The organism is Vibrio owensii, from assembly GCF_002021755.1.
Lineage (GTDB): Bacteria > Pseudomonadota > Gammaproteobacteria > Enterobacterales > Vibrionaceae > Vibrio > Vibrio owensii.
Window position 1 is genome coordinate 371,210 of sequence record NZ_CP019960.1, and the last position, 24,622, is coordinate 395,831.

At 46.4% G+C, this 24,622-nt stretch carries 8 protein-coding genes; all 8 read left to right on the top strand.

All coding sequences use genetic code 11. The features are described from left to right. Positions 1 to 13 precede the first annotated feature (13 nt). The 8 genes from A9237_RS18275 (at position 14) to A9237_RS18310 (ending at position 24,606) form a co-directional block, all read left to right on the top strand. A complete protein-coding gene (locus A9237_RS18275; protein WP_078608961.1) occupies positions 14 to 3,529 on the top strand; it encodes a TonB-dependent receptor in 3,516 nt (1,171 codons plus the stop codon). Between the two features lie 29 nt (positions 3,530 to 3,558). Further along, positions 3,559 to 4,476, top strand: a complete 918-nt coding sequence (locus A9237_RS18280) for an OmpA family protein (protein WP_009704911.1) — start codon at positions 3,559 to 3,561, stop codon at positions 4,474 to 4,476. Positions 4,477 to 4,839: 363 nt separating this feature from the next. Further along, on the top strand, positions 4,840 to 5,331 hold the full coding sequence (locus A9237_RS18285) for a DM13 domain-containing protein (protein WP_078608963.1): 492 nt from the start codon (positions 4,840 to 4,842) through the stop codon (positions 5,329 to 5,331). A 142-nt stretch (positions 5,332 to 5,473) separates the two neighbouring features. Continuing rightward, on the top strand, positions 5,474 to 16,786 hold the full coding sequence (locus A9237_RS18290; RefSeq protein WP_418386459.1) for a hypothetical protein: 11,313 nt from the start codon (positions 5,474 to 5,476) through the stop codon (positions 16,784 to 16,786). A 68-nt stretch (positions 16,787 to 16,854) separates the two neighbouring features. After that, the gene (locus A9237_RS18295) at positions 16,855 to 20,370 is read left to right on the top strand and encodes a hypothetical protein (RefSeq protein WP_039985300.1); all 3,516 of its coding nucleotides are present in this window, start codon (positions 16,855 to 16,857) and stop codon (positions 20,368 to 20,370) included. Positions 20,371 to 20,379: 9 nt separating this feature from the next. Continuing rightward, on the top strand, positions 20,380 to 21,285 hold the full coding sequence (locus A9237_RS18300; protein ID WP_078608965.1) for an OmpA family protein: 906 nt from the start codon (positions 20,380 to 20,382) through the stop codon (positions 21,283 to 21,285). 97 nt (positions 21,286 to 21,382) lie between these two features. Beyond that, a complete protein-coding gene (locus A9237_RS18305; protein ID WP_005441240.1) occupies positions 21,383 to 22,231 on the top strand; it encodes a mechanosensitive ion channel family protein in 849 nt (282 codons plus the stop codon). 284 nt (positions 22,232 to 22,515) lie between these two features. Continuing rightward, on the top strand, positions 22,516 to 24,606 hold the full coding sequence (locus A9237_RS18310) for an EAL domain-containing protein (protein ID WP_045479639.1): 2,091 nt from the start codon (positions 22,516 to 22,518) through the stop codon (positions 24,604 to 24,606). Positions 24,607 to 24,622: the final 16 nt, after the last annotated feature.

Genomic DNA, 24,622 nt, shown 5'->3' on the forward strand with positions numbered 1-24,622 from the left:
ATCTGGAATTTGTATGAAAGTATTTAGCAAGTCTCGTTTAGCTACCTGTATTATTTCTGCCATGCCGATGATGGGCATGGCAGCCGATACCAGCAAGTTAGAAAAACTCGAGTCAGAGACCACTGATATCTCGGTCGAAACACCAAAACAAGAAGACGACGCATCGCGTATTTATTTAGACCAAGGCGCTATTTGGGCGAGTCGTGATATCACGCGATTTGACCCTGTGCTGGATGTGAGCGTCAGTGATGAGCTAGAAGTGGAAGAGGGTACGCTGCGCGATAGCGTTGGTTTCACCATTACCACTAACTACAGCTACTACATCAAAAAATACCAACTTGAAGTTTATCGTGTGGGCGACTTTGGTTTGTCCGAGCCGATTGCCGTGCTAGAAGGCGATAAGTTGGCCAACGATTTTGATATCAACTGGGACGGTGCTACAGATGTAGACTACCAGTTTGATGTTGGCGGCCAGCTGTTGTTCCGACTAAAAGCATGGGACAAAGACGGCAATATGGATGTCACTACGGTGGGTGTGACGGATCTCGTTCGTCCGGATGCAGAAGTGGACATCGACCGAAACGACAACGAAGACGAAGAAGGCAAAGGCCGCAGCTATGGCCAAGCTAAGTTGATGCGTCACAACATTCCGACCGACGCAGGTCTGGCGAAGTTTATTGGTACCGGCCTTAAAGGCGTTGATAAAGTCATCATTGGCGAAGACGAATTCGACGTTGAAGATGGCAACTTGTACGCAGAGCAGTACCTACCTACCGACGCGTACGTATTTCCAACCAAAGTCGTGTTTGATAATGGCGATGAGCGTCGTTACCAACTCTACGTGCGTATCCCAGACACTTACTATGCACAAACTGGTTTGGCGGATTTGTACATCGGTAAGAGCAACGTATCAGGCAACAGTGCAGCGCTTGGCGTTGATGATCAATACCAAAACGACATCTACAACCAAGGTCGTTTGGCGTACTTTGGCCAAGGTAAGTTTGGTGACAAGCTGCGTATTACTACCCACTTTGACACCAAAGAAAGTGAACTGAAAGACATGTTTAAGCATCCGTTTGCATCGGAAGATTCAGACGTGTTTGACATTCTGGAAGACGATGACGAGTTGTACTACGGCAACTATGGCGACAGCTCAAACATCGAGAAAGTGGTCAATACCAAAGGCAAAGTCTACCTAAATGTAGAATACGACAAGTCGCAGTACTTGTGGGGTAACTACAACACGGGCGTCACAGGCACAGAAACCAGCGATTACAACCGCAGCTTATATGGCTTTAAAGCGGACTACCGCACTCGCGATACCACTCAGTACGGTGAAGATCGATTGAACATCGTTGGTTTTGCAGCAGAAGCAGATTCCCTGTACGCACACGATGAATTTCTTGGCACGGGCGGCTCGCTTTACTTCTTGCGTCATGGTGAAGCAGTACCAGGCAGTGACAAGGTTTACGTTAGGGTCGTGGATGAAAGCGGTTTAACGCAAAACGAAGTGCCATTAGAGCCGGGGCGTGACTATGAATTCGACCCATACCAAGGCCGAATTATCCTGACTAAGCCGCTAGACAACATCATGTCTGACAGCTTTGGCAGCGTAATTGAGGGCAACGACGATTACGAAAACTATCTGGTTGTGGACTACGAATACGTCCCTCAAGGCTCTGACTCACTGGATGCGATGTCTTACGGCGGCCGTGTGAAAGGCTGGGTGAATGACTACATCGGCCTTGGCGTCACCTACGCGACGGAAGAGAAAGACAACCAAAACTACCAAGTTTACAGCTCTGATTTAACGCTTCGCGCAACGGAAGGAACGTTCATCAAAGCGGAATTCGCTCACAGTGAAGGCCGACAAACCGAGTCGAACTTTGTCTCGTACGATGGTGGTTTAACCTTTACGCCAATTGGTGACAGCCTAGAAGACCGCGAAGGTGACAGCATTCAAGTGACAGCCGTTGCGAACTTGTATGACTTGGCGCCGAGCATCTTTGGTGCGGTCGGTAACGACGTCAAACTTTGGTACAAAGACAAAGACGCCGGTTACAGCTATGCGAGCAGCAGTGACGACCTTGAGCAAGAAGCGTATGGAGCGGAATTGCGTCTGCAAGCCACTGACCGTATTGCTGTGTTATCGCGTTTTTCTGCCAACGAAGAGCGTGACATGGACGGCAATCTGAAAACAGATTCTGAGACCATTGAGCTAGAAACCCAATTCAAACTGACTCAGCACATCAAGCTATCGGCAGCAGGCCAACAGGTGGATGAGCTCAACCAAGCCGATGAACAAAGTAATGCAACCTTGGCAGGTTTACGTTTGGATTATATGTGGGACAGCGACAACAGCGTGTACGTCAAAGGCCAAACCACCATGAACCAATCGGACGACTACGACGATAATGACAGCGTTTCTGTTGGTGCTGAGTTCCGCGTGTTGGAAGACTTATCACTGGGCGGTGAGTACACCACTGGTGATCGTGGCGAAATTGCCGAAGCGACGGTGACGTATGATGTCTCTGACGACCACTCTACCTATGTCACTTACGTGGATGACAACTACGAAGGTGAAAACAACGTGATTGTCGGCCAACGTGCTGACCTGACTTCAAGCGTGGATTTCTACCAAGAAAACCAGTTTGTCGATGAAAACGATGGCCACGGCCGTATCGACTCCTACGGATTTGGTTATGACGTGACGGACGATGTCGAAATGGGCATTGGTTATCAACAAGGTGAAATTGAAGACGATGAAAACCAAGTCACTGAGCGACAATCTGTCAGCTTGAATGCGTCAATCGATTTGGATGACATCAACTTGAGTCACAAACTGGAATACCGTGTCGACAAGAACGAAGACGATCCCGATGTCGCACAGCGAGAGCTGGAGCAGATCGTGACGACCAACAGTTACACGCATCGCTTAACGGAAGAGCACACCTTGTTTGGTAAGTACAACTACTCGATCACTGAGAGTCAAACCACAGGTGAGACCATGGCGCGCTTTGTCGAGGCAACCGGTGGCTTAGCATACCGTCCAATCTACAACGACCGTCTGAACTTATTGAGTCGTTATACCTACATTGCGGATTATGACCAATTAGACCGTGATGTGGATTACCAAGATGAAACCAGTCAAATCATCGAAGTCGAAGCGATTTACAGCATCGATGAAAACTGGGATGTCGGCGCGAAATACGCACATAAAGACAAAGAAGAAGTCTTTGCACGTGAATCCGGTAAGAACGAAATCGTCAAAAGTGACATTGATCTGTATGGCTTAAGCGCCTCTTACCGAGTGATGAAAGAGTGGGACGTCACTGGTGAATACCACTGGAAAACGGACACCTTAAATGATGAGTTAGAACATGGTGCCTTGGTGTCAGTGAACAAGCACATCGGCAACAACTTCAAAGTCGGTATTGGTTACAACTTCTCTGCCTTTGATAGCGACTTAACCAACGATGATGACTACGACGCACAAGGCGTATTCATCAACTTGGTTGGTAAGTTATAACCCCATCCGTGAATGAGTGAGAGGAATTTATGAAAACAACCCTTCGTCTTCTTGGTGGGGTAGTGGTCACGCTGCTTGTCGCTGGTTGCGCCACCGATACTTACGTAAGCCAAGAGAACCGAGACAAGTTTACCGACTTGGACGTATCGAAATTCTTAATCAGCGAATGTTTAGCGCCAGAGCGAGAAATTCACATTGCTGTGGCAGAGCACTTTGCTTTTGATAAGTACAACATTCGAGACGTGGATGCGACGAGTTTGAATGCCTTCGTGCATGAAATCGAAGGCTTGAGCGGTCGAATTACCATTGTCGGCCATACCGATTACAAAGGCTCACTGGAATACAACGAAGCCTTGTCACTGCGCCGTGCTCAATCAGTGGAAAGCTTCCTGAAAGAAAAACTCGACCCAGACCATTATGACTGGGAAGTGAAGTATTTTGGTGAAACGCAGCCACTAGCGCTAGGTAAAACCGATGAAGATCGTGCTGAAAACCGCCGTGCTTTTGTGGTGTTCGAAGAAGCGCAAAAATATGAAGAAATGCCATTTTGTGAGCCACCAAAACCGGATCGCAAAATCTACATGGCGATGACACCGCACTTCGATTTCGACAAGTCTGAACTGAAGCCGGAAGACTTAGCCAAATTAGACAGCTTCACTGATAAGCTACAAGGTTTGCAGGGCAGTATTCTCGTTGCGGGACACACTGACCAAATTGGTTCGTTGTCATACAACGAGAAGTTGGCACAGCGCCGAGCATCTGAAGTGGTGAAGTATCTGAAAACCAAGATCGACCCATCGCAATTCTTGTGGGAAGTGAAGTCGTTTGGTGAGCTACAACCGGTTATCAATGAACGCTCAAAAGAAGCCAATGCCCTTAACCGCCGAGCCTTCATCGTATTCAAAGAAGGTTCGATAGAGCAGCCAACTATCCAACCTAAACAATAATTAAAAAAGCCAGCCTTGGATTGAATCAATAAAGGCTGGCTTTTTTACCTTTATTCTTTATTTCCACTCTATTTTCTCCTCCTTTCCTACTTTCTCAAACGCTGGCAAATACACGCTAGATGAAATAAAACCGCTTTGCCCTTAGCACAAATTATTTTCATTTGTATTTCTATGAGTTGTATTTATTTGAATAACAATTATTCGATTTAAGTATCTAGAATCGCAATATGATAACGAGAATTGTGATATTGACCTGAAAAACATATAGGAATTTTCTGAGTTCTGGGTAATACCCTGATTTAGCGAGATTTATAGACTAACTTTATTAGTGACGTCGTGTTAGCTAAAGCTAGGTATATAACTATGAAATGGATTTTGTTGCTTGTAAGCCACACTTTATGTGTTTTGGCTGGTTTTGCTGCGGGGATTTACGCTCTACCTATTCTTATTCAACCGGATTCCCCAGATATTTCCGTTATCTCTAATTCCACTGAAGGTGTGCTGTATCAAGGCTCTTTTGATCGCAACCGGACTGACAGTGATTTCCTGCACTGGGGAGAAGGGGAGATCTGGCTAACTGAGGACACCATTGCGTTCCAAGGTGAGTTAGCTCCTGGCCCTGACTATAAAGTTTACCTCTCTCCAACATTCGTTGAAACGGAAGCTGATTTCAATCGATTGAATCCGCAAATGATTAATGTGGGTGACGTGAAAACATTTGACCGTTTTATGGTCACTCTTCCTCAAGATCTACCTTTAGACAACTACACGACCGTTATTATTTGGTGTGAAACATTTGGTGAATTTATTACCTCTGCGCAGCTCGAATCTGTCGCAAATCTGAACCAGAACTGACAGCCAAAAAGTTTTAACGGATGCCGAATAAAAAATGACAGAAACGTGACAATGTTAATTTTTCTGTCGCCAATATCTCGGCGCCTAGTTTTTGACGCTATTGCTAGCTTAGTCATAAATATCTAAATAATTAATATTTTATATGAGTCGGAAAAGTATTGTGCCAATTGTTCAACGTTATCTAGCCTTGTTTTTGCTGATGTTTTTGCTTCCTTTCAAAGCATTAGCTGCAGGGGAAATAGAAATATCCTTTAATCCAACATTCGGTCTGCCTTACGAAAATGGACAGGTCATTACATACTCGATTGAAGTTCGAAATACGACGATCAGTACGATCAGTGATGTCTCCGTAACGAATGCCATTTGGGATGTGATGTCTGGTTCGAATAGGGCGTTCAGTAGTGTCAAGATCACTGATACTCATACGCTAGGAACGAATGCAGGTACTTACTCCTCTAGCAATAGCAACCTGAATGTGACCGGCGCAAACTTATTACCGCTAGGGCGTATTACTTACCAAATTGAAGCGACGGTTGCTGATGATGCTGCTGAAGATATTGTTCTTGGCAACACCGAAGTAAAAGGAACGGTTTCCGGCACAGAGACGACTTTTACTAACCCAGATACAATTACTTTCCCTCCAGCTGAATATGATTATCTTCTCGAAGAATACGTTAGCCCGACCGAATACGATGTTGGCGGCACACTGACTTATTCTTTAACGGCAACCAATAATGGTGCTTATGCGGTTAAAGGATTAGATATTGAGCAAGAGTTTGCGTCTTTAACAGGACAAAAGTTAGATGGCACAACAGGGAATGCATTTAGCAGCGTGACCATTAGTGCCGTGGCTTCATCGGGGAGCGATGCGGGTACCTTTGCTACAACAGGAGATTTGTCAGTCACCGATGCGGAGATCTCTGTTGGTGGTTACATTACTTACACTATCAAAGCGACGGTTGCTGCGGACTTAGTTTCCGATATTGATACCCAAGCAAGCTCCACGACTCGTGCTGGTACGGTCGACGGCAATCCGCTATCAACGCCTCCATCTGATCCTGAAATTGCACTGGAACACACGCTCAACTCAACATCGCCATACCTGATTAACGGTGAGGTTGATTTTGAATTGAAGGTGACCAACAACGGTGGCGCGATTGCTCATAATTATCATGTAAAACAAAACATTAAAGACCTAGTTAGCCGCAATGGTTTAGCTAACAATTTATCCTCTTCTTACAACAACACCGATGTGGATGGTAACCCCTTCACGACTTGGGATATCACGGTTTCAAGCATTGGCAGTAACTCACTTTCTGACTACCAAGGCAGCGTACAAACGGATGTCGATTTTGACGATACCGTTTCTATCTATCCGGGTGAGTCGATCACTTACCAAATTAAAGCAACTCTTACCCCAATCACGATTGGCACCTTGCAAGGCTTTACTGCTTCAGTAACGGATGACTCAGGCTCTTTGGTCGAGAGCTCTAGTATTTCTGATACGGTTGACGCTGAAAAAGTGCTGAGTGTGACGGATTCTGATATCTCTATTTCTAAAACCACTTCTGCATCGGAATATGTACCAGGCGGTGAAATTGAGTACGAAATTACCGTTACAAATGGCTCATCAAAATACTTTGCCAACAACCTGTTAGTCCAAGATAACCTGACGTGTGTTAAGACTGAGCAAGCGGGTGGCGCAGGGGATGGCCAAGCTTTTGAACAGTGGAAAGTTGAGGTTATTTCGGGTGAGGACTCGATTGGCTCGGACCCAGGCACCTTTAGCTACGGCACTTGGACGTCGAATCCACTTTCGCTAACCCCAGATATCGCTCCAGGTAAAACCATCAAGTACAAGCTGACTGCGAAAACCAATGATACCAGCACAGGTCTCATTCTTGATGACGATCCAAGTTGTTCTAACGATAACGTCACTGAAGAAGGCTCGGGTGTTCAAACACCAGATGACAACTTGCGCGCAAGTAAAGATGTAGATAGCCGCTTTTACTCTTCAGGCCAGACTCTTACTTACACCATTACCGTGACGAACGATGGTGATGGTTTTGCAAACCAAGTTCAGGTGCTAGATGACCTGAACTCAGTGAAAACAACCGATATCAACGGCAAAGAAATCAATGCTTATTCGGATTGGACGATCACCGCTGAAGCATTTAAAGACGATGGCACACCAGCAACTGCTTCAAATACGGGGATGACCGGAGAAGTTAAACACCCTGACAATTTAAATGTCATCGCAACGCTTCAACCTCACTCCTATATCGAATACACCATCGTTGCTGACACTAACCCAATTGCAAATGGTCATATCTCAAACGAAGTCACGGTGGATGGCTCTGTCTATGCAGACCGTGGTTCTGATCCTCGTGATTTTGCGATTGAGTTAAACAAACGCGTTAAGACCAATACTGACTCAGGTTTTCATGGTGAGCAGACGGCTTACTCTAAGCTGGATACCGAAGTCACTTACCAAATCAGCCTGAAGAACGATAAAGAAAACGGTTATGCGACAAATGTGGCGGTAAAAGACGCCTTATCTTCGATCACCGCGAAGATATTGGAACCAGACACGACGTCAAAACAAGTCTTCAAGTCGTGGAAGATCAGTGCTGAGATCATTTCGGATGATCCTCAACTTGATGGCAACCCTGCTTATACAGATGTCGGTACCTTCAGTGATAACACAGATCTAGACACGACAGCGCAGATCCCGCCAAACGTTGAAGTGCTTTACACTATCGTGGCACAAATCGATCGCTCAAATGAAAACGAGATCATTTACTCTCGATTTGATAACACGGCAGAAATTAAAACGCCTGATTCAAGCATTCAAAGTTCAGCTTCGGACACGGTTGTGGTTTACCCTCATGACCCGAAAGTTATTGTCGCCAAAACAACGCCAGATGATGATTTTAAGCCAGGAGATAAGGTGACGTTTAAAGTCACAATCGTCAATACTGGTCCAGGCTATGCCAACGAAGTGCATGTTACGGATGATATCCTCGGCCTGAATGCGTTCTCAGATTGGACAATTACAGCGTCGACAGACTCCAATAATTCACCATTTAAAACAGGCAGTTATGAAGGTGAAAAGTCAGGTTTTCCAAACAACGGCAACATCAATAGCTACATCGATATTGACCCTAAGATCAATGGCTCAGAAGGTTATGTCGTCTATACCATTAACGCTACAGTTAAAAATGACTACGTAGAAGATGAGATCTCTAATACCGCAGAGATCTATGACCCATCGACGAACTTAAACCAATCCTCTTCTGCCGAAATTGGTGGTACATCGGGGGATTCTCTTAACGTTTCTATTCTGAAAACAGCGGACAAAGTTCGCTTCATTCCTGGCGATGACGTCACTTATGAAATTCGTGTCTTGAACAATGGCGCGAATGTCGAAAATGGTCTTAAGGTCGTTGATTTACTGACAGACATTCGCTCTGTTTTGGCGAATGACAAAGACAACCAATATGAAAACTACCCAGATCAATCTCCTTTCGAATACTGGCAGTTTGATTTCGATGACGGTGGCGGTTTTCAATCTCAAACTACCGAAGATTTTATCTACCCACCGGGCGATGCATCGAACACGATGACACTTGCTGCGGGCGAATTGCGTACGTTCAAGATTAAAGCTCGTGTTAAAGACAATGTCATTGGTTCTCAGGATTCAATGGGTAACTTAAATGACAAAATTGAGAATGACGCCTACGTCTACCGTGACTTTGGCCAAGTGACTGAAGAATCACACGTTTCTCATCACGAGATGGAGCGCGCATACAATGGTGGTGATGTAGTTAGAAAGCTACTGGTTAATGGCGTGGAATCAAAATTCTACTCTCCGGGAGATACGCTTACCTACCAAGTGACGGTTTCTTCTCAAACTGGTTATGTCAATGACCACGCAGTAAGCGAAAACATTACCGGAGTGACGACTCAGCTTTTGGATGGATCTTTAGCGACGCCATTTGATAAAGGTTTCACAGTAGATGTTTCGAAGGACGATTCTAATGGTGGCGACGGTACAACCGATGGCACGTTAGATGGCACCGTTGCGGATAATCAAGACATCAATACAACGATTGATGTCGCAGGAAAAGACTCTGTTACCTTTGAAGTTGTTGGTGTAGTGCGCGAAGACGCGACTGGCACAATCACCATTGGTGGCATCACGGTCATTCCAAACAGCTACCATCTAGCATTCTCCAAAACGGTAGATCAATCAAGCTATGAACCGGGACAACCTCTGGTTTACCGCTTAACGATCGAAAACGATGGTAAGGGCAACGCATACAACATTCCCGTTATCGACCGACTGTCCAATATCATGGTCGATCTTGTCGATGGCACGAGCGGTAAAGCGTTTGACTCGGGTTGGACGGTCGTTCCAAGGATCGTTAGTGGTAGCTCCTCGGCTATTCTCGATCTGGATGGCAAGATTGCTGATAACGCAGACATCGATACTCATGCATCCATCCCTAAAGGCACAACTATTGAGTACGTTGTCACAGCTAAGGTGAACAACAACGCCGTTGGTGAGATTTTGAACTTGCTTACGGTCGATGGTGATACCGTGAGTGCGGAGACCAAAGCGTCTGCTGAGAAATACGACTTCTCTAAACATGTTACCAAAATCTACGATCAGGATGGCACTACTGAGCTAAGTGGTGGTTATACGCCGGGTGGTTACATCGAGTATGAAATCTCACTGAAGAACCTGAACAACGTTCACATCAATGAGATGCCAATCAAGGATGAAATCAGCAAGATCCAGACTGATTACTTCGATGGAAGCGGTAAAGGTCGTGCGTTTGATTCATGGACCATTGTGACCAGTACCGATTCGAGTGGTATCAGTGATGCAGGCTCTGTCAGCAATAACAGTGATATCGACACTAAGTTCAACTTAGCCGCAAACGGATTCGCGACAGGTGGAACCTTTGTTACTTACACCATCAAAGCGAAGATCAGTGAGAAAGCCGTTGGCCAAATTCTCAACGTTGCGGTGGTAGACAACAGCCATAATTTACCGTCAGAACCTGTGAACATGCTGCCGGTGAAAATTGCTAAGTCGCACAAAGCGTACACTGATACATCATTGGCGACACACAAGACCACTTACAACCATACGACGGACGGCGAAAAGATCGTTTACCACTTGCGCATTGAGAACAATGGTAAAGGTTTGGAGTACAACAAATCACTGAAAGAGTTGTTCTCAAACGTCAAAGTACGTGTCGCGCAGAACGCAGCAGGTGAATCTGACTCACAAACGCTACCTGCATTTGACCAATATGGTTGGACAGTCACCGCGACTACCTCGGGTGAAGCGACGACGCTAATTGATGGCTATATTGGCGGCGCAAATGCAGACATCGATATCCCTGTACTTTCGATTGCGCCGGGTGGTTGGATTGACTTTGTCATGGAGTCACAAATCCGCCAAGATGCGCTCGACCAGATTGTTGCGACTCCGAAATACAACGGCAGCAACTTCAATTCTGCGAAAGTCACGCCAGAGGGCAGTAACCTGTCGGTGAGTAAAGAAATTGTCTCTATCGATGGCAAATCTTATGTATCCGGTGACACCTACAAACCGGAAGATGAGGTCATCTACAAATTTACGGTGACCAACACCGAACCCGTGTGGCGTGACCAAACCGTTATCCAAGATATCGTCTCTAACGTTCGCGTTGAGGTGATTGGCGGGACGACGAAATCTGCGTTCTCAGAGACAAACATCTCTCATGCCTTTACTTCAACAGGTACAACGGGAACACAAGACACTTATATTGAATCTTATGATGCAACTGATGATCTTGACCTGTTAGTCGATATTGCCCCAGAAGAAGTCATTGAATTTACGGTTACCGGTAAAGTTCGCCCAGATGCACTTGGTGATATCGATGGCAACACGGGTAAAGCTGGCAATCAAAGTGATACAACTGATGTGATTCCACCAGTTACTCCTGTTCTGGTTGTGACCAAAACTGTTATTGGTACTACCGCGGATGAAATTGGTCCAAGTTGTACGTTCCCGTCAGATACAGGCACAGACTGTCACTATAACCCTGGCGGGCAGGTTCAATATCAGGTTACTGTTCAAAATACAGGTGAAGGTATTGCTAACGATGTGAGCATCGTAGATAAGTTGAACGAAATAGATACATCCCTTGGAGGATCTGCGTTCACAGACTACAGTGTTGCGGTTGTTAGCGCTCCTGACCCAGACCGTTTCTCTATAAGTGGCCAATACCAAGGTAACGTGCCTCTTGATGCTACGTTTGACTTGATGCCAACTGATACTGTCGTATTTGAGATTGATGGTGCTGTAGCGACCGACGCAACAGGAACCATCACAAACGTTGCGACTGTCGATGGAGTGGATAGTAATGATGTTACTTTGAATCAAGGCACATCAAGCTTAACAGCTGAGAAGTCGACGACGACACCGACCTATACCCCCGGTTCTGAAATTGTTTATCAAATCCGAGTTCGAAATGAGACGACGAATAACGAGTTGATTGATATTCAAGATACGATTACGGATTACAAGGTTCAAACAGCAAGTGGTAAAGAAGAGGTTGCGCTGAAAGATTGGACAGTTTCTGCGCAAATTGTAGACCCTGGTCTTGACGCTACTTTTACTAAAGTTGATTTAATTAATGCTGCGCCCGCGGATAAGGACATCAATGTAGAGGATGTCCCCATGAGTGGTAATGCAGAGATACTTATCGAAGTTGTCGGCCACGTACGCGATGATGCTGTTGGTGAGTTCACTAACCAAATCAAAGGAAGACTAGCCTCTAGTACCGATTTCTATACATACAACTTACGTGAAAAGTTCATCTATCCAGAACCGGGGACACTTGCAGTTTCGAAAGCCACCTCAATCACCCCAGCGATTTACCATCCGGGCGATACCATCGGTTACGACATTGAGGTGAAAAATACCGGTACAGGTTATGCGACCGATGTGTTGATTTCAGACCTTTGGAAGACGATTCGCGCTGAGAAAGCAGGCGCAACATTACCTGTGCGTGCGTTTGATTCTTGGTCAGCAACATCTGTGAGTGTTGATGGTACAGATCCAACGCTGACTCAACCAATTGCTGGCTCTGAGGTGACTGGTGACAATGGTTATCAAGTTCGCTACAACATTCACCCAGATCACACAGTGAAACTTCATGTTGAAGGTGTTGTAAAAGCGGACCTTGTTGGCGATATCACCAACGTAGTGGAAGTGAGCGATTCAAGCGGATCGCAAACTGCGGATGCGACTTACGTGGCGGCAACGGCTGATCTCACGGTCGATAAAACCGTTGATAAGAGCCAATACGAATCAGGTGACAAGCTGACTTATACCATCAAGATCGAAAACACCACCGCCAACTGGGCGAGTGATGTGGCGATCAAAGATCTAGTCAACGACATCACTTCAACCAGTATTACTGGCGCGACAGTAAAAGCCTTTGAATCTGGCACCATTTTCTTCAATGCATCTTCACAGACGGGTGACACTAAGTTCCCATCGTCTACTGGTGAGTTTTTAGATGGCAGCTTGGACATCGGTCCAAATGATGTAGTGACTATTACGGCGGAAGGGGAGCTTGACCCAGAAGTGGTGGGCGATGTCACCAACCAAGTTGAAGTGACCTACAACGGTTCGACTAAAACCGCAGAAGCGACCAGCACGGCGAAGATCCCAGATTTAACCTTCACCAAAGAGCCAATGGTAGAGTTTTATAGCCCTAACCAAGCGGCAGGTTACATCCTGAAAATCGTCAATGAAGGCAACAGCTACGCGAATGACATCAACCTAAAAGATGAAATTGGTGCGCTTACCGTGAACACCATTGATGGCTCGGCGAACCAAGCCTTCCTGCAATGGGCGGTTCAGTATGTTACGGGCAGTTCACTGACCACTGTCGATGCTAACTCACTCGTTGTCGATAAGGATATCGATTACAACATCGACCTCGCACCGAACGACACCATCACCCTTTACGTTATTGGCTTAGTCAATACGGAAGCGACGGGTGACATTGTTAACACCGCAACGTTGAATCACAACAGTAAAGACGTAACGGCAACTGCAACGTTGAAACCGCGTCCGGGCGATATCGTTCTAGAGAAAACCACTGATGAGCGTTACTACCAACCGGGAGAGTTCTCTACATTCCGTGTCAAAGTGACCAACAACGGTTCCGGTTTTGCGGCCGATGTAAAAGTCGATGACATCATTTCTTCACTTGAAGTGGAAACCTCGGGTGGGGCAATGGAGCCTGCATTGAATGATTGGACGATAGTGACCACTAAAGGCGACCCACGTACCAATATCGAAACGGTACCAGGACCAAACGGTGACATTTCTACCAACCTTGATATTGCACCTGGCGACACGGTTGAATTTGCCATCACAGGTACAGTCAACAGCAGTGCGGTTGCTAACATCGTTAACACCGCGACGGCTGAGTTCGGCGGTGCGACTACCGATGCAACTGCAACGTTAGAAACCCTACCTGAAGAAGTTTGGATTGAGAAAACAGCAGAGTCACCAATTTACATTCCGGGTGAAGACGCGGTGTTCCATGTTCGTGTTTACAACGGTACCGATGGCTTCGATAACGACATTAAATTGGATGACATTCTATCGGGTATCAAAGCGACCAACATCTACGGGGTTAATGAGCGAGCGTTTGAAAGCTGGACGATTGAAACAACCAACAGTGACAGCCGCACAACGATCACACCAATGCCTATCGATAACCAAGACATTCGTTCAGTGATCGATATCGCGCCCCATGACATTGTTGAGTTCACCATTACGGTGAAAACCAACCCATTAGCGGCGAGTGAAATTACCAACACTGCCACCGCTGATTTGAATGGCACCACACAACAATCGAGCGCGACTATTCAGCCTCAATCGCAAGGCATCTCTATTGAGAAAACCGCTGACACTGAGTTCTACATTCCGGGCAAAGAAGCGACATTCCGCGTCAAAGTGAAGAACGAAGGTACGGTGCCAGCAACAGACGTTGAGGTGAAAGATGCCATTAGTGATCTTGAAGTGGTTCGCTTAGATGGCACGACAGTCAAAGCGTTCGATTCGTGGCGTATCGAAGTGAACAAGGGCAGTTCCGATACTGACATTACCAATATTCCAAGCGTAAATACGGACATCGATTCAACGCTGACCATTGCAGCGAATGATGAAGTGGAGTTCGTCATCACTGGTTTGGTGAATCAATACGCAACGGGCGAGATTGAGAACACAGCAAGTGCGTTGTTCCGCGGTGAAACTCAAGAAGCAAGCGCGATGCTATTGGCGATGCCAGAGTCGGTCAAGCTAGAGAAGACCGTTGATGATGAGTACTACCGTCCGGGTGAAAACGTCACTTACCACGTGGTGTTAAGTAATGAATCTGGCTCGTTTACCGAAGAGATAGTGCTTAAAGATCTTATCTCAGAGTTGAAAGTAAATACGATTCACGACACCGAAGCGCCAGCGTTTACCAGTTGGAGCATGACAAGCTCATACAGTGACGATCGCACCATCGTGTTACCACAGATTCAAGGTGACAATTTGGATGTGAATAGCCGTGTGATTATTGCGCCAAACGATAAGTTGGATATTGAAATCACAGGTGTCGTCAATGCAGATGCGATGGGAGAAATCACCAACCACGCGTATGCCTACGACAAGTCAGAAAGTGATGTTCTGGCAGATGATTTCGCAACTATCAAACCACTGCCGATCATTTTGTCGGTGACCAAGGTGGCAGATAAAGCGGAATACACCAACGACGACGATGAAATTACCTTCACGATGACGGCGACCAACCGAGGCTCTGCAGATGCAGAAAGCGTCAACCTGTTGGATGAAATCGATAAGCTTATTGGTAACAACGGCAATCCATTGTTCACCACATGGAAAGCGACCATCACTGAGCTCAAGTCTGGTGTGGTGGTTTCTGTCGATTCAGATAGCAACGTCGATTCAAACCACACTATGAAGGCGTACCAAGGTAATGAATACGAAATCGTAGTGACGGGTGAAATCAACCAAGGCATTGATGACAACTTCACGAACGTCTTTACCGCGAAAGCATCGACAGGTGAAGTCGCGTCCGCCAACGTCACGATCAAGGTTAAGAAGCAAGCTTACAACGAAGGCATGCTGAAAGTGACCAAGGTAGCGAGCAAGTCAGAGGCGAGCGTCGGTGAAGTTGTCGAATACGAAGTCGTGATTACCAATGAAAACGACAATCCATTCACTGGTGTACGTTTGGTTGACCGCTATCCGGGCGGCTTTGCTTACATCCCAGACTCGACAGAGATGGTCAACAGTGGTCCTGATGGCGTATTTGATACCTCGGATGACATCCAAATCACCGTAGAGCCAACGAAGACCAATCAACTGTTCTTCGAAGTCGGCGACATGAATATTTACGGCAAGGGCGATTCGAAAACCGCTGATGCTGTTCGTATCCGTTACCTAATGCGTGTAAGCGTAGGTGCTACCTTTGGCGTTTACACCAACACAGCATGGGCCGAAGCGCCACCGGCAGAAAGCTTCTCGGCACAAAACACCACGACCAATTACGTTGTGAAGTCGAACCTCGCCAGTGCAACGGTCGAAGTCATGCCAGATAAAGTATTCGACACAGCTTCGATCATCGGCAAGGTGTTCGAAGACCACAACGGTGACGGTTTCCAAGCAGACGCAACGGCAGATGACATTTACATCGATGTAGACCTTACCGCGGGCGATTACGTACCGGGGTCGACCTTCATTACTCAAGATGGTGTTGAAACCCAACTGAAAGATGTGAAGGTGAAGCACAAAGGCCAAGACGTCGTGATGTCGAGTGTCGATAAAGGTTATGAAGTCGATGAGCTGTTCGGTCTATCTCGTAACCGTACCCTCGAACACAGCAACAAAGTGGTGTTCCAGTTTAATACACGAACTCGCCAAGGTTTCCCTTTCAAGGTGACAACGGATAACGGCACGCACATTGAGTTCGATAAGCAAGGTAACGCGCTTACCAAGCACAAAGGAGATAAGAAAAAAGGTCTGTCGGCAGAGAACATCGACGTGGTGAGAAACCTCTACCGAGATGGTGATATGTACCTATGGGAAATCATCGTAGAGAACAAAGGACTTTACGAAGACGGTATCCCAGGCGTTCGACTGTTAACGGTCGAAGGCATCATCATCGAGACAGACCAATATGGTCGATACCACGTTCCAGATCAGTGGGTGTTGAATAAAAAAGGTAAGCAGTTCTTGGTCAAAGTCGACACAGACTCGCTACCGACAGGTATGAGGGTGGTCAGTGAGAACCCGAAAGTACGCCGGATCACACCAAACAAACTGACGAAATTTAACTTCAGTATTCAAAGCAGTGGGGATGATTAACCGTTCGCAGTACAGACGCAGGCTGGGCCAGTCCCAGCCAACCACTCAAGCGGTTAAGCAGGATTATTATGATTAGATTTAGACAATCAAAACTGACAATGTGTATCGCGGCTGCGTTGCCGATACTTTCGTACGCGAAAGACACCAGCCAATTGGAGAAACTTGACAGTGACTCACTGGGTATTGAAGTAAAAGCTCACGAACAAACGGATAATTCCCGTATCTACCTAGACCAAGGTGCGATTTGGGTAAGCCGCGACATCATGCGATTTGACCCGGTACTTGACCTGAGCATTAGCAGCGATGTTGAAGTGAAAGATGGCAAACCATTGCAAGAAATGAGTTTTGCTATCACAACCAACTTCAGCTACTACGTTGACCATTACCAACTGGAAGTCTTCCGTGGTGGTGACCGTGGCTTGGTTGATCCTTTAGCAGTGGTAGAAGGTCAGCAATTTGCAAACGATTTCAACATTGTTTGGGATGGTGCGACCGACCAAGAGTATCAATTTGAATCCAACACGCAGCTGTTGTTCCGTTTAAAAGCCTTCGATAAAGACGGCAATATGGACGTGACGACGGTTGGTGTGATTGACCTTGTCGAGCCAGATTCTGAAGTCGATATCGATAAGAACGACGGTGAAGAAGAGCAAAGCCGCAAGCTTGGTAAAGCTCAGTTGATGCGTCACAATATTCCTACCTCTGCTGGTCTGGCTAGATTCATGGGTACGGGACTAAAAGGCGTTGATAAAGTCGTGATTGGCGAAGACGAGTTTGATGTGGAAGAGGGCGAACTATACGCAGAACAATACTTGCCAGCAGATGCCTATCTGTTCCCAACTCGTGTGGTATTCGACAGTGGTGAAGAGCGTCGTTACCAACTATACGTGCGTATTCCTGATGAGTATTGGGTACAAGCGGGTCTTGCGGATTTCTACATCGGTAAGAATAAAGTGACGGGCAACTCCGCCGCATTAGCCGTTGACGAGCAATACCAAGATGACATCTATAACCAAGGACGTTTAGCGTACTTTGGTCAGGGTAAGTTTGGCGACAAACTCAGAGTGACCACTCACTTTGATACTAAAGAGAGTGACGTGCGAGACATGTTTAAGAACCCGTTTGCCTCTGACTCATCCAGCGTATTCGACATTCTCGAAGACGACGATGAGATGTATTACGGCAACTATGGTGACAGCTCCAACATCTACAAAGTGGTGAACACCAAAGGTAAGGTTTACCTCAACGTTGAGTACGACAAATCCAATGTGTTGTGGGGTAACTACAACACTGGCATTACTGGCACCGACAACAACGATTACAACCGTAGCTTATACGGCTTTAAAGGTGACTACCGTACTCGTTCAACCACCAAGTTTGGTGAAGATCGTCTAAACATTGTCGGCTTTGCGGCTGAATCTGACTCACTCTTCGCTCACGATGAATTCCTAGGCACTGGTGGTTCGTTGTACTTCTTGCGTCATGGTGAAGTGGTACCGGGCAGTGACAAAGTAATGGTGAAAGTTGTCGACCCAGACAGTAGCATCACTGTGCAAGAAATGCCGCTGCAATCGGGGCGTGACTATGAAATCGACCCGTACCAAGGCCGCATTATTCTGACCAGACCGCTGAACAACATCATTTCGGATAACTTCGGCACTGTCATCAACGACCAACCAGCCTCTGGCTACGACAACTACCTTTCGGTGGACTATGAATACGTTCCCCAAGGCAGTGACGCGCTTGACGCAATGACCGCTGGTGGTCGTGTGAAAGGTTGGGTGAACGACTACATTGGTGTGGGCGCAAACTACCAAACCGAAGAAAAAGACAACCAAGACTACGAAGCGTACGGCACGGACTTAACCTTGCGTGCATCAGAAGGGACGTACTTGAAAGCCGAATTCGGACACAGTAAAGGTCGTCAAACCGATTCCAACTACGTATCTTTCGATGGCGGCTTAACCTTCACTCCGATTGGTAGCAACGCGGAAGATCGTGAAGGCGATATCTACCAAGTGAAAGGGGTGATGAACCTCTACGACTTAGCTCCAAACGTATTCTCTGCGGTGGGTAACGACGTCAAAGCTTGGTACAAATCCAAAGACGCTGGCTACAGTTTTGCCAGCCAAGATGACGACTTAGAGCAAGAGTCTTACGGTACTGAAATTCGTTTCCAAGCCACTGACCGAGTTGCTGTGAAGACGCGCTTTACCTCGGTGGAAGAGCGCGAATCCGATGGTGATTTGCGAACTGATACCCAGCAAGCAGAATTGGAAACCCAAGTTAAAGTCACCAAACACATCAAGATCTCGGCAGCGGGTAAACAAGTTGAAGAGCTAAACAACCAAGATGAAAAAGGCAAAGGGACCTTAGCGGGTCTGCGTGCTGACTACATCTGGGACAGCGACAACAACGTGTACATCAAAGGCCAAAAAACTGTCGGTCAAACCGACGAATACGATGAGAACGACAGCGTCACGCTAGGTGGTGAAACACGCATTCTAGAAGACTTTGTGGTTGGTGCGGAATACACCACGGGTGATCGCGGTGATGCCGCAGAAGCGAGCGTGACGTATGACGTAACCGAAGATTACAGCACCTACTTAACCTACGTAGACGACACTTACGAAGGCAAAAACAACGTGATTGTCGGCCAACGTGCAGACCTGACTTCTACCGTCGATTTCTACCAAGAAAACCAATTTGTTGATGAGAACAACGGCAAAGGTCGAATCGACTCGTTTGGTTTTGGTTACGACATGAATGACGACATCGACATGGGCATCGGCTATCAAAAAGGCGAAATCGAAGACGACCAGAAGATCACCACCGAGCGCCAAGCCGTGAGTGTGAGCACGTCGATTGATGTGGATGACGTATTGTTCAAGAACAAAGTCGAGTATCGTGTCGACAAGACCGATGATTCTGCAGACCCAGATAAAAAACGTGTCGACCAATGGGTGACGACTAACCGTTACACACATCATCTAACGGAAGAGTACACCTTATTTGGTAAATTCAACTACTCACGCTCAGAAAGTAAATCGAGCGATAAAGTGTTGGCTCGTTTTATTGAATCCACTGCAGGTTTAGCATATCGCCCAATCTACAACGACCGTTTGAACGTACTCTCTCGTTACACCTATTTGGTGGACTTCGACCAACTTAACCGCGATGTGGATTACAAAGATGAAGAAAGCCACATCATCGAAATCGAAGGTATCTACTCGTTGGATGCAAATTGGGATTTAGGCGCGAAATACGCTTATAAGGACAAGCATGAAATCTTCACTCGCCAGTCAGGCGAAGACATTCCAGTCGACAGTAAAATTTCTCTCTACGGTTTGAGTGCCTCTTATCGTGTTATGAAAGATTGGGACGTGACCGGTGAGTACCACTGGAAGACGGACAGCACCTACGATGAGCTAGAGCAAGGCGCATTGGTTTCGGTTAACAAACATTTGAGCGACAACTTCAAAGTCGGTGTGGGTTACAACTTCTCAGGCTTTGATGGCAACCTAGCGAATGATGACGATTACGACGCATCAGGCGTGTTCATTAACCTAGTTGGTAAGTTATAAGAGGGCGATATGAAAACGACGATTCGTTTGTTAAGCGGCATGATCGCAGGGGCAATATTGGCAGGGTGCTCGGCGGATGCGTATGTAAGCCAAGAGAACCGAGAGAAGTTTGCCGATGTCAATGTCTCCAAGTTTCTGATCAGTGAATGTTTAGCACCACAACGCGAAATCCATATTGCGGTTGCCGAGCATTTCGACTTCGATAAATCCATCATTCGTGAAGCCGATGCGGCAAGCCTAGATGCGTTTATCCGTGATATTCAAGGCTTGAGCGGACGCATCACGATTGTTGGTCACACTGATTTTAAAGGCTCTGACGAATATAACGAGAAGCTGTCTATGCACCGCGCTGAATCGGTAGAGGCGTATCTTCAGCAACAACTCGACCCAGGCCAATACGATTGGGAAGTGAAGCACTTTGGTGAGTCACAGCCGCTAGCGTTGGGTAAATCGGATCAAGCTCGTGCTGAAAACCGTCGTGCTTACGTGATGTTTGAAGAGGCGAAGAAGTACGAAGAGATGCCTTTCTGTGAGCCGCCAAAGCCAGAACGTAAGATCTACATGGCGATGACACCGCACTTTGATTTCGATAAGTCGGAATTAAAACCGGAAGACCTTTCACAATTAGATGATTTCATCGCAAAACTGCAAGGTTTAGAAGGTAGCATTATGGTGGCTGGTCATACCGACCAAGTGGGCTCGCTCTCTTATAATGAACAATTGGCGGAGCGAAGAGCGCAAACCGTGGTGGCGTATCTCAAGACGAAGCTCGATCCATCGCAGTTTGTGTGGGAAGTAAAAGCCTTTGGTGAGCTTCAACCTGTGATCAACGAAGAATCTCCAGAAGCCAATGCTTTAAACCGCCGTGCGTTTATCGTATTTAAAGAAAGCGAACTGGGGCAACCGACTGAATAATTTGGTAAGGTTGTCCTCTCGCAAGCTAGCTATCTGTTTTCTGAGCGATATTTAGCATGAAAGGTCAACCTATCTAAACCAAACAGGGAGTCGGGTAATGGAGAAAGTGCAGTTAGTCGTCGATTTTCTTCTCACTCACAAAATTTTATTTTCCGCATTAATCCTGCTGTTTATCATTGTTCTACGTCGTTTGATTCTGTCTCGAATTCGTGGTGACGATGCCTTCATTACGGAAGAACAACGCAGTTGGATGTCGAGAACCAAAAACGGCACATTTGCTCTCACTCTGATTCTGTTGTTCATCTTATGGCAATCAGAAATCAGCGAGTTCGCCCTAAGCGTTACGGCGATTGCAGTGGCGATTGTGGTCGCATCTAAAGAGATTATTCTTTGTTTTACTGGTTCGATTCAGCGAGCCAGTTCGCGTTCATTCCGCATCGGTGACTGGATTGAAGTCGGCAAGCTATGTGGCGAAGTGATTGAGCACAACATGATGGCGACAGTGATTCAAGAAATCGACCTGCATCATGGGCAATACCACTTCACGGGGAAAACCGCGACGTTGCCCAACAGCATGTTCTTTACCTACCCAGTGAAGAACCTCAACTTCATGAAGCGTTACGTCTACCATGACTTTTCTGTTGTGGTGAAAGACTTCGTCAATCTCTACCCACTTTTGCCTTTACTGACCGATAAGATTGATGAACATTGCAGTTACTTTGCCGATGTTGCTCACCGTTACAATGCGATGATCGAGAAACACGCTGGTGTCGATCTACCGGGTGCAGAGCCGCACATTCATATCTCAAGTAACATTAATGGTGAGCAAATCCTGCACATCATGATTTTCTGCCCGACAGATAAAGCAAACCATCTAGAGCATCTGATTCGTAAAGACTTTATGGAGCTTTATGAGCAACGATTTCCAATGAATACTGAGCATTAAGTTCTCGCTCAATAATCATCTGGCAAATGTTAACCCTCGCTTTTTACAGTGAGGGTTATTTTTATGTATCCGCTTATCGTCACGACAAATAATCTTAATGGATCGAGGCGCATATAATCGCTAAATTACGCCTCGCAACCTATCCGCACAACTTACGCTTGCTGCTAAGCACTAAAAATTACTACTAACTAAGACTACATAGATGGTCACGCCTAAAAAGGCACAGGTTGCAATTACGGCTGTTCGTTTAACAGCTCACTCCCCCATTTATAATAAGATGCTCCATGCAAACTGGCTTTACACTCAAATTTGCACCTGCCCAACGTTTATTGGCAGTGGTGAGTCAATGGCGAGCGAGCTCCAAGTCCTATTTAACGGATTTGGCGTCTATTGCTTTGCTGTTACTTCCGCTGACTTTGTCTAATGCGTTGGCCATATTTCTCGGACACGTTTTCAGGCTTACCGGTTTGGCTGATTTGTCGCAGTTGTTATTCCACGTCTCCGACATTTTGATCAACCTCTATCCAAGTGCGTTTTGTGTCGTGGCAGGGTACTACCTTTCCCACAAAACCAATGTTTCGAGCGCGCTGTTCATCATCTATTCATTGATCATGTTTTATTTGGTCTCGATAGAAAACAGCAGCTTGTCAGCAACTTATATGCTGCCAAACAACCCGTTGCTCGCTTTGTTGAGCGCGACGATGACGTATGTGTATTGCAGTCTATTCAAGATACGTTTGTTAGAGCCGCAAGCCCTAGATTTCTCGTCCCGTTTGCTCAAGCACGTGGTGCACTTTTTCTTGTTTGTGCTGGTGGCCTTGGTCATGTCCCACTTCACAGCGATTTTTATGGCGTTGTTTGGTGGCATGGTCCGTGATTTGGGTGTCGACCCACTTACGCTCACTGGCGGATTGATGTATCAAACCGTGCTTGGGTTACTTGGCTCGATTGGTATCAACGGACACAACTTGCTGTTTGCGATTAAGCAGCAGATCTTTGCTGCCACAGAAGCCAATATGATGGCTTGGCAAGCAGGGGATGCGCCACTCAACGTCATTAGCCAAGGCTTTTATGATGCGTTCATGTCGATGGGTGGCTCTGGTAACTCGATTAGCTTGTTGTTGTGTGTGCTGATGTTCGCGAGAGAGCGTAACCACCTGATGCTTGCTCTGGCAGCAATGCCACTGGTGATTTTCAATATCAACGAAGTGTTGCTGTTTGGCTTGCCGATCATCTTTAACCCGATCCTGATCGTCCCTTTCGTTCTGGTGCCTTTGGTGAGTTTTGTTATCACCTATTCGTGTATTTCGTTTGGTTTAGTGCCACCGGTAGAGAACATCGTAAACTGGATGACGCCACCCATTTTCAGCGGTTACATGGCAATGGGAAATCAAATCGAAGGTTCGATTCTGCAAGCGTTGATCATTGTGTTGGGTGTTTTCATTTACCGCCCATTTTACTTGGCATACGCAGGGAAGTTTTCGGCGCAGTTTCGTGCGAACACCGCCTATACCGGTATTGAGAGCTCGATATTCAAATCATTGTTGAACAATGTAAGAGACTCCAATAACTCCAGTATCAGCAAATCAACAGCACAAAAGCGTTTAACCACGATACTGCGAGAAGGTGAGTTGGTGATGTTTTATCAAAAACTTCAGTCGACAAAGAAGGTTAACGTGTTCTCTTATGAAGCGTTACTTCGTTATATCGATAAAGACGGAAACCTTTGCCCTCCGACGTTTGTGAGTGACTTCCAAATGCTCAACTCAATGCCGTTGTTGGATAAGTTGGTCATTGAAAGAGTCTTGGCAGATATGCAGCAAATGACGCTGTCCAAAGATCGCCGTATCGCCATCAACATCGCAGTAGCGACGATTGAGCAAGAAGAGTTTGTGCCGCACTTACTATCGCGCTTGGCGCACTACGGCATCTCACCAGAGTGGTTGGAAATTGAAATTACCGAAGAAGCGATTCTTAGCAATAAGGTGTTTTTGATTAAAACTATGGAAGCGCTGCAAGCTCAAGGCATTCGTATCGCGATGGATGACTTTGGTACGGGCTATGCGTCGTTCCCGCATTTGCTGAAATACCCGTTTGATAAGATCAAGCTCGACCGTTCTCTGTTGCTCGATGCCAACGATCAAAAGGGCAGAGACCTCTATGAGTTGGTCGCAAAGTTGGGCCACATTACCCATTGCGAAGTGGTCGCAGAAGGGGTGGAAACTCAACAAGAGTACGATTTTGTGAAAGGCTGTGGTGTCGATAAAGTGCAAGGTTATTTCTTTGCTCGCCCGTCACCACTGGTGGATATCCTTGGTGAGCAACAAGACAAGCCACTTTTATCGTCACAATCACAAAGTCGAGTGGAAATATAGACTTGCTGACGCTAAT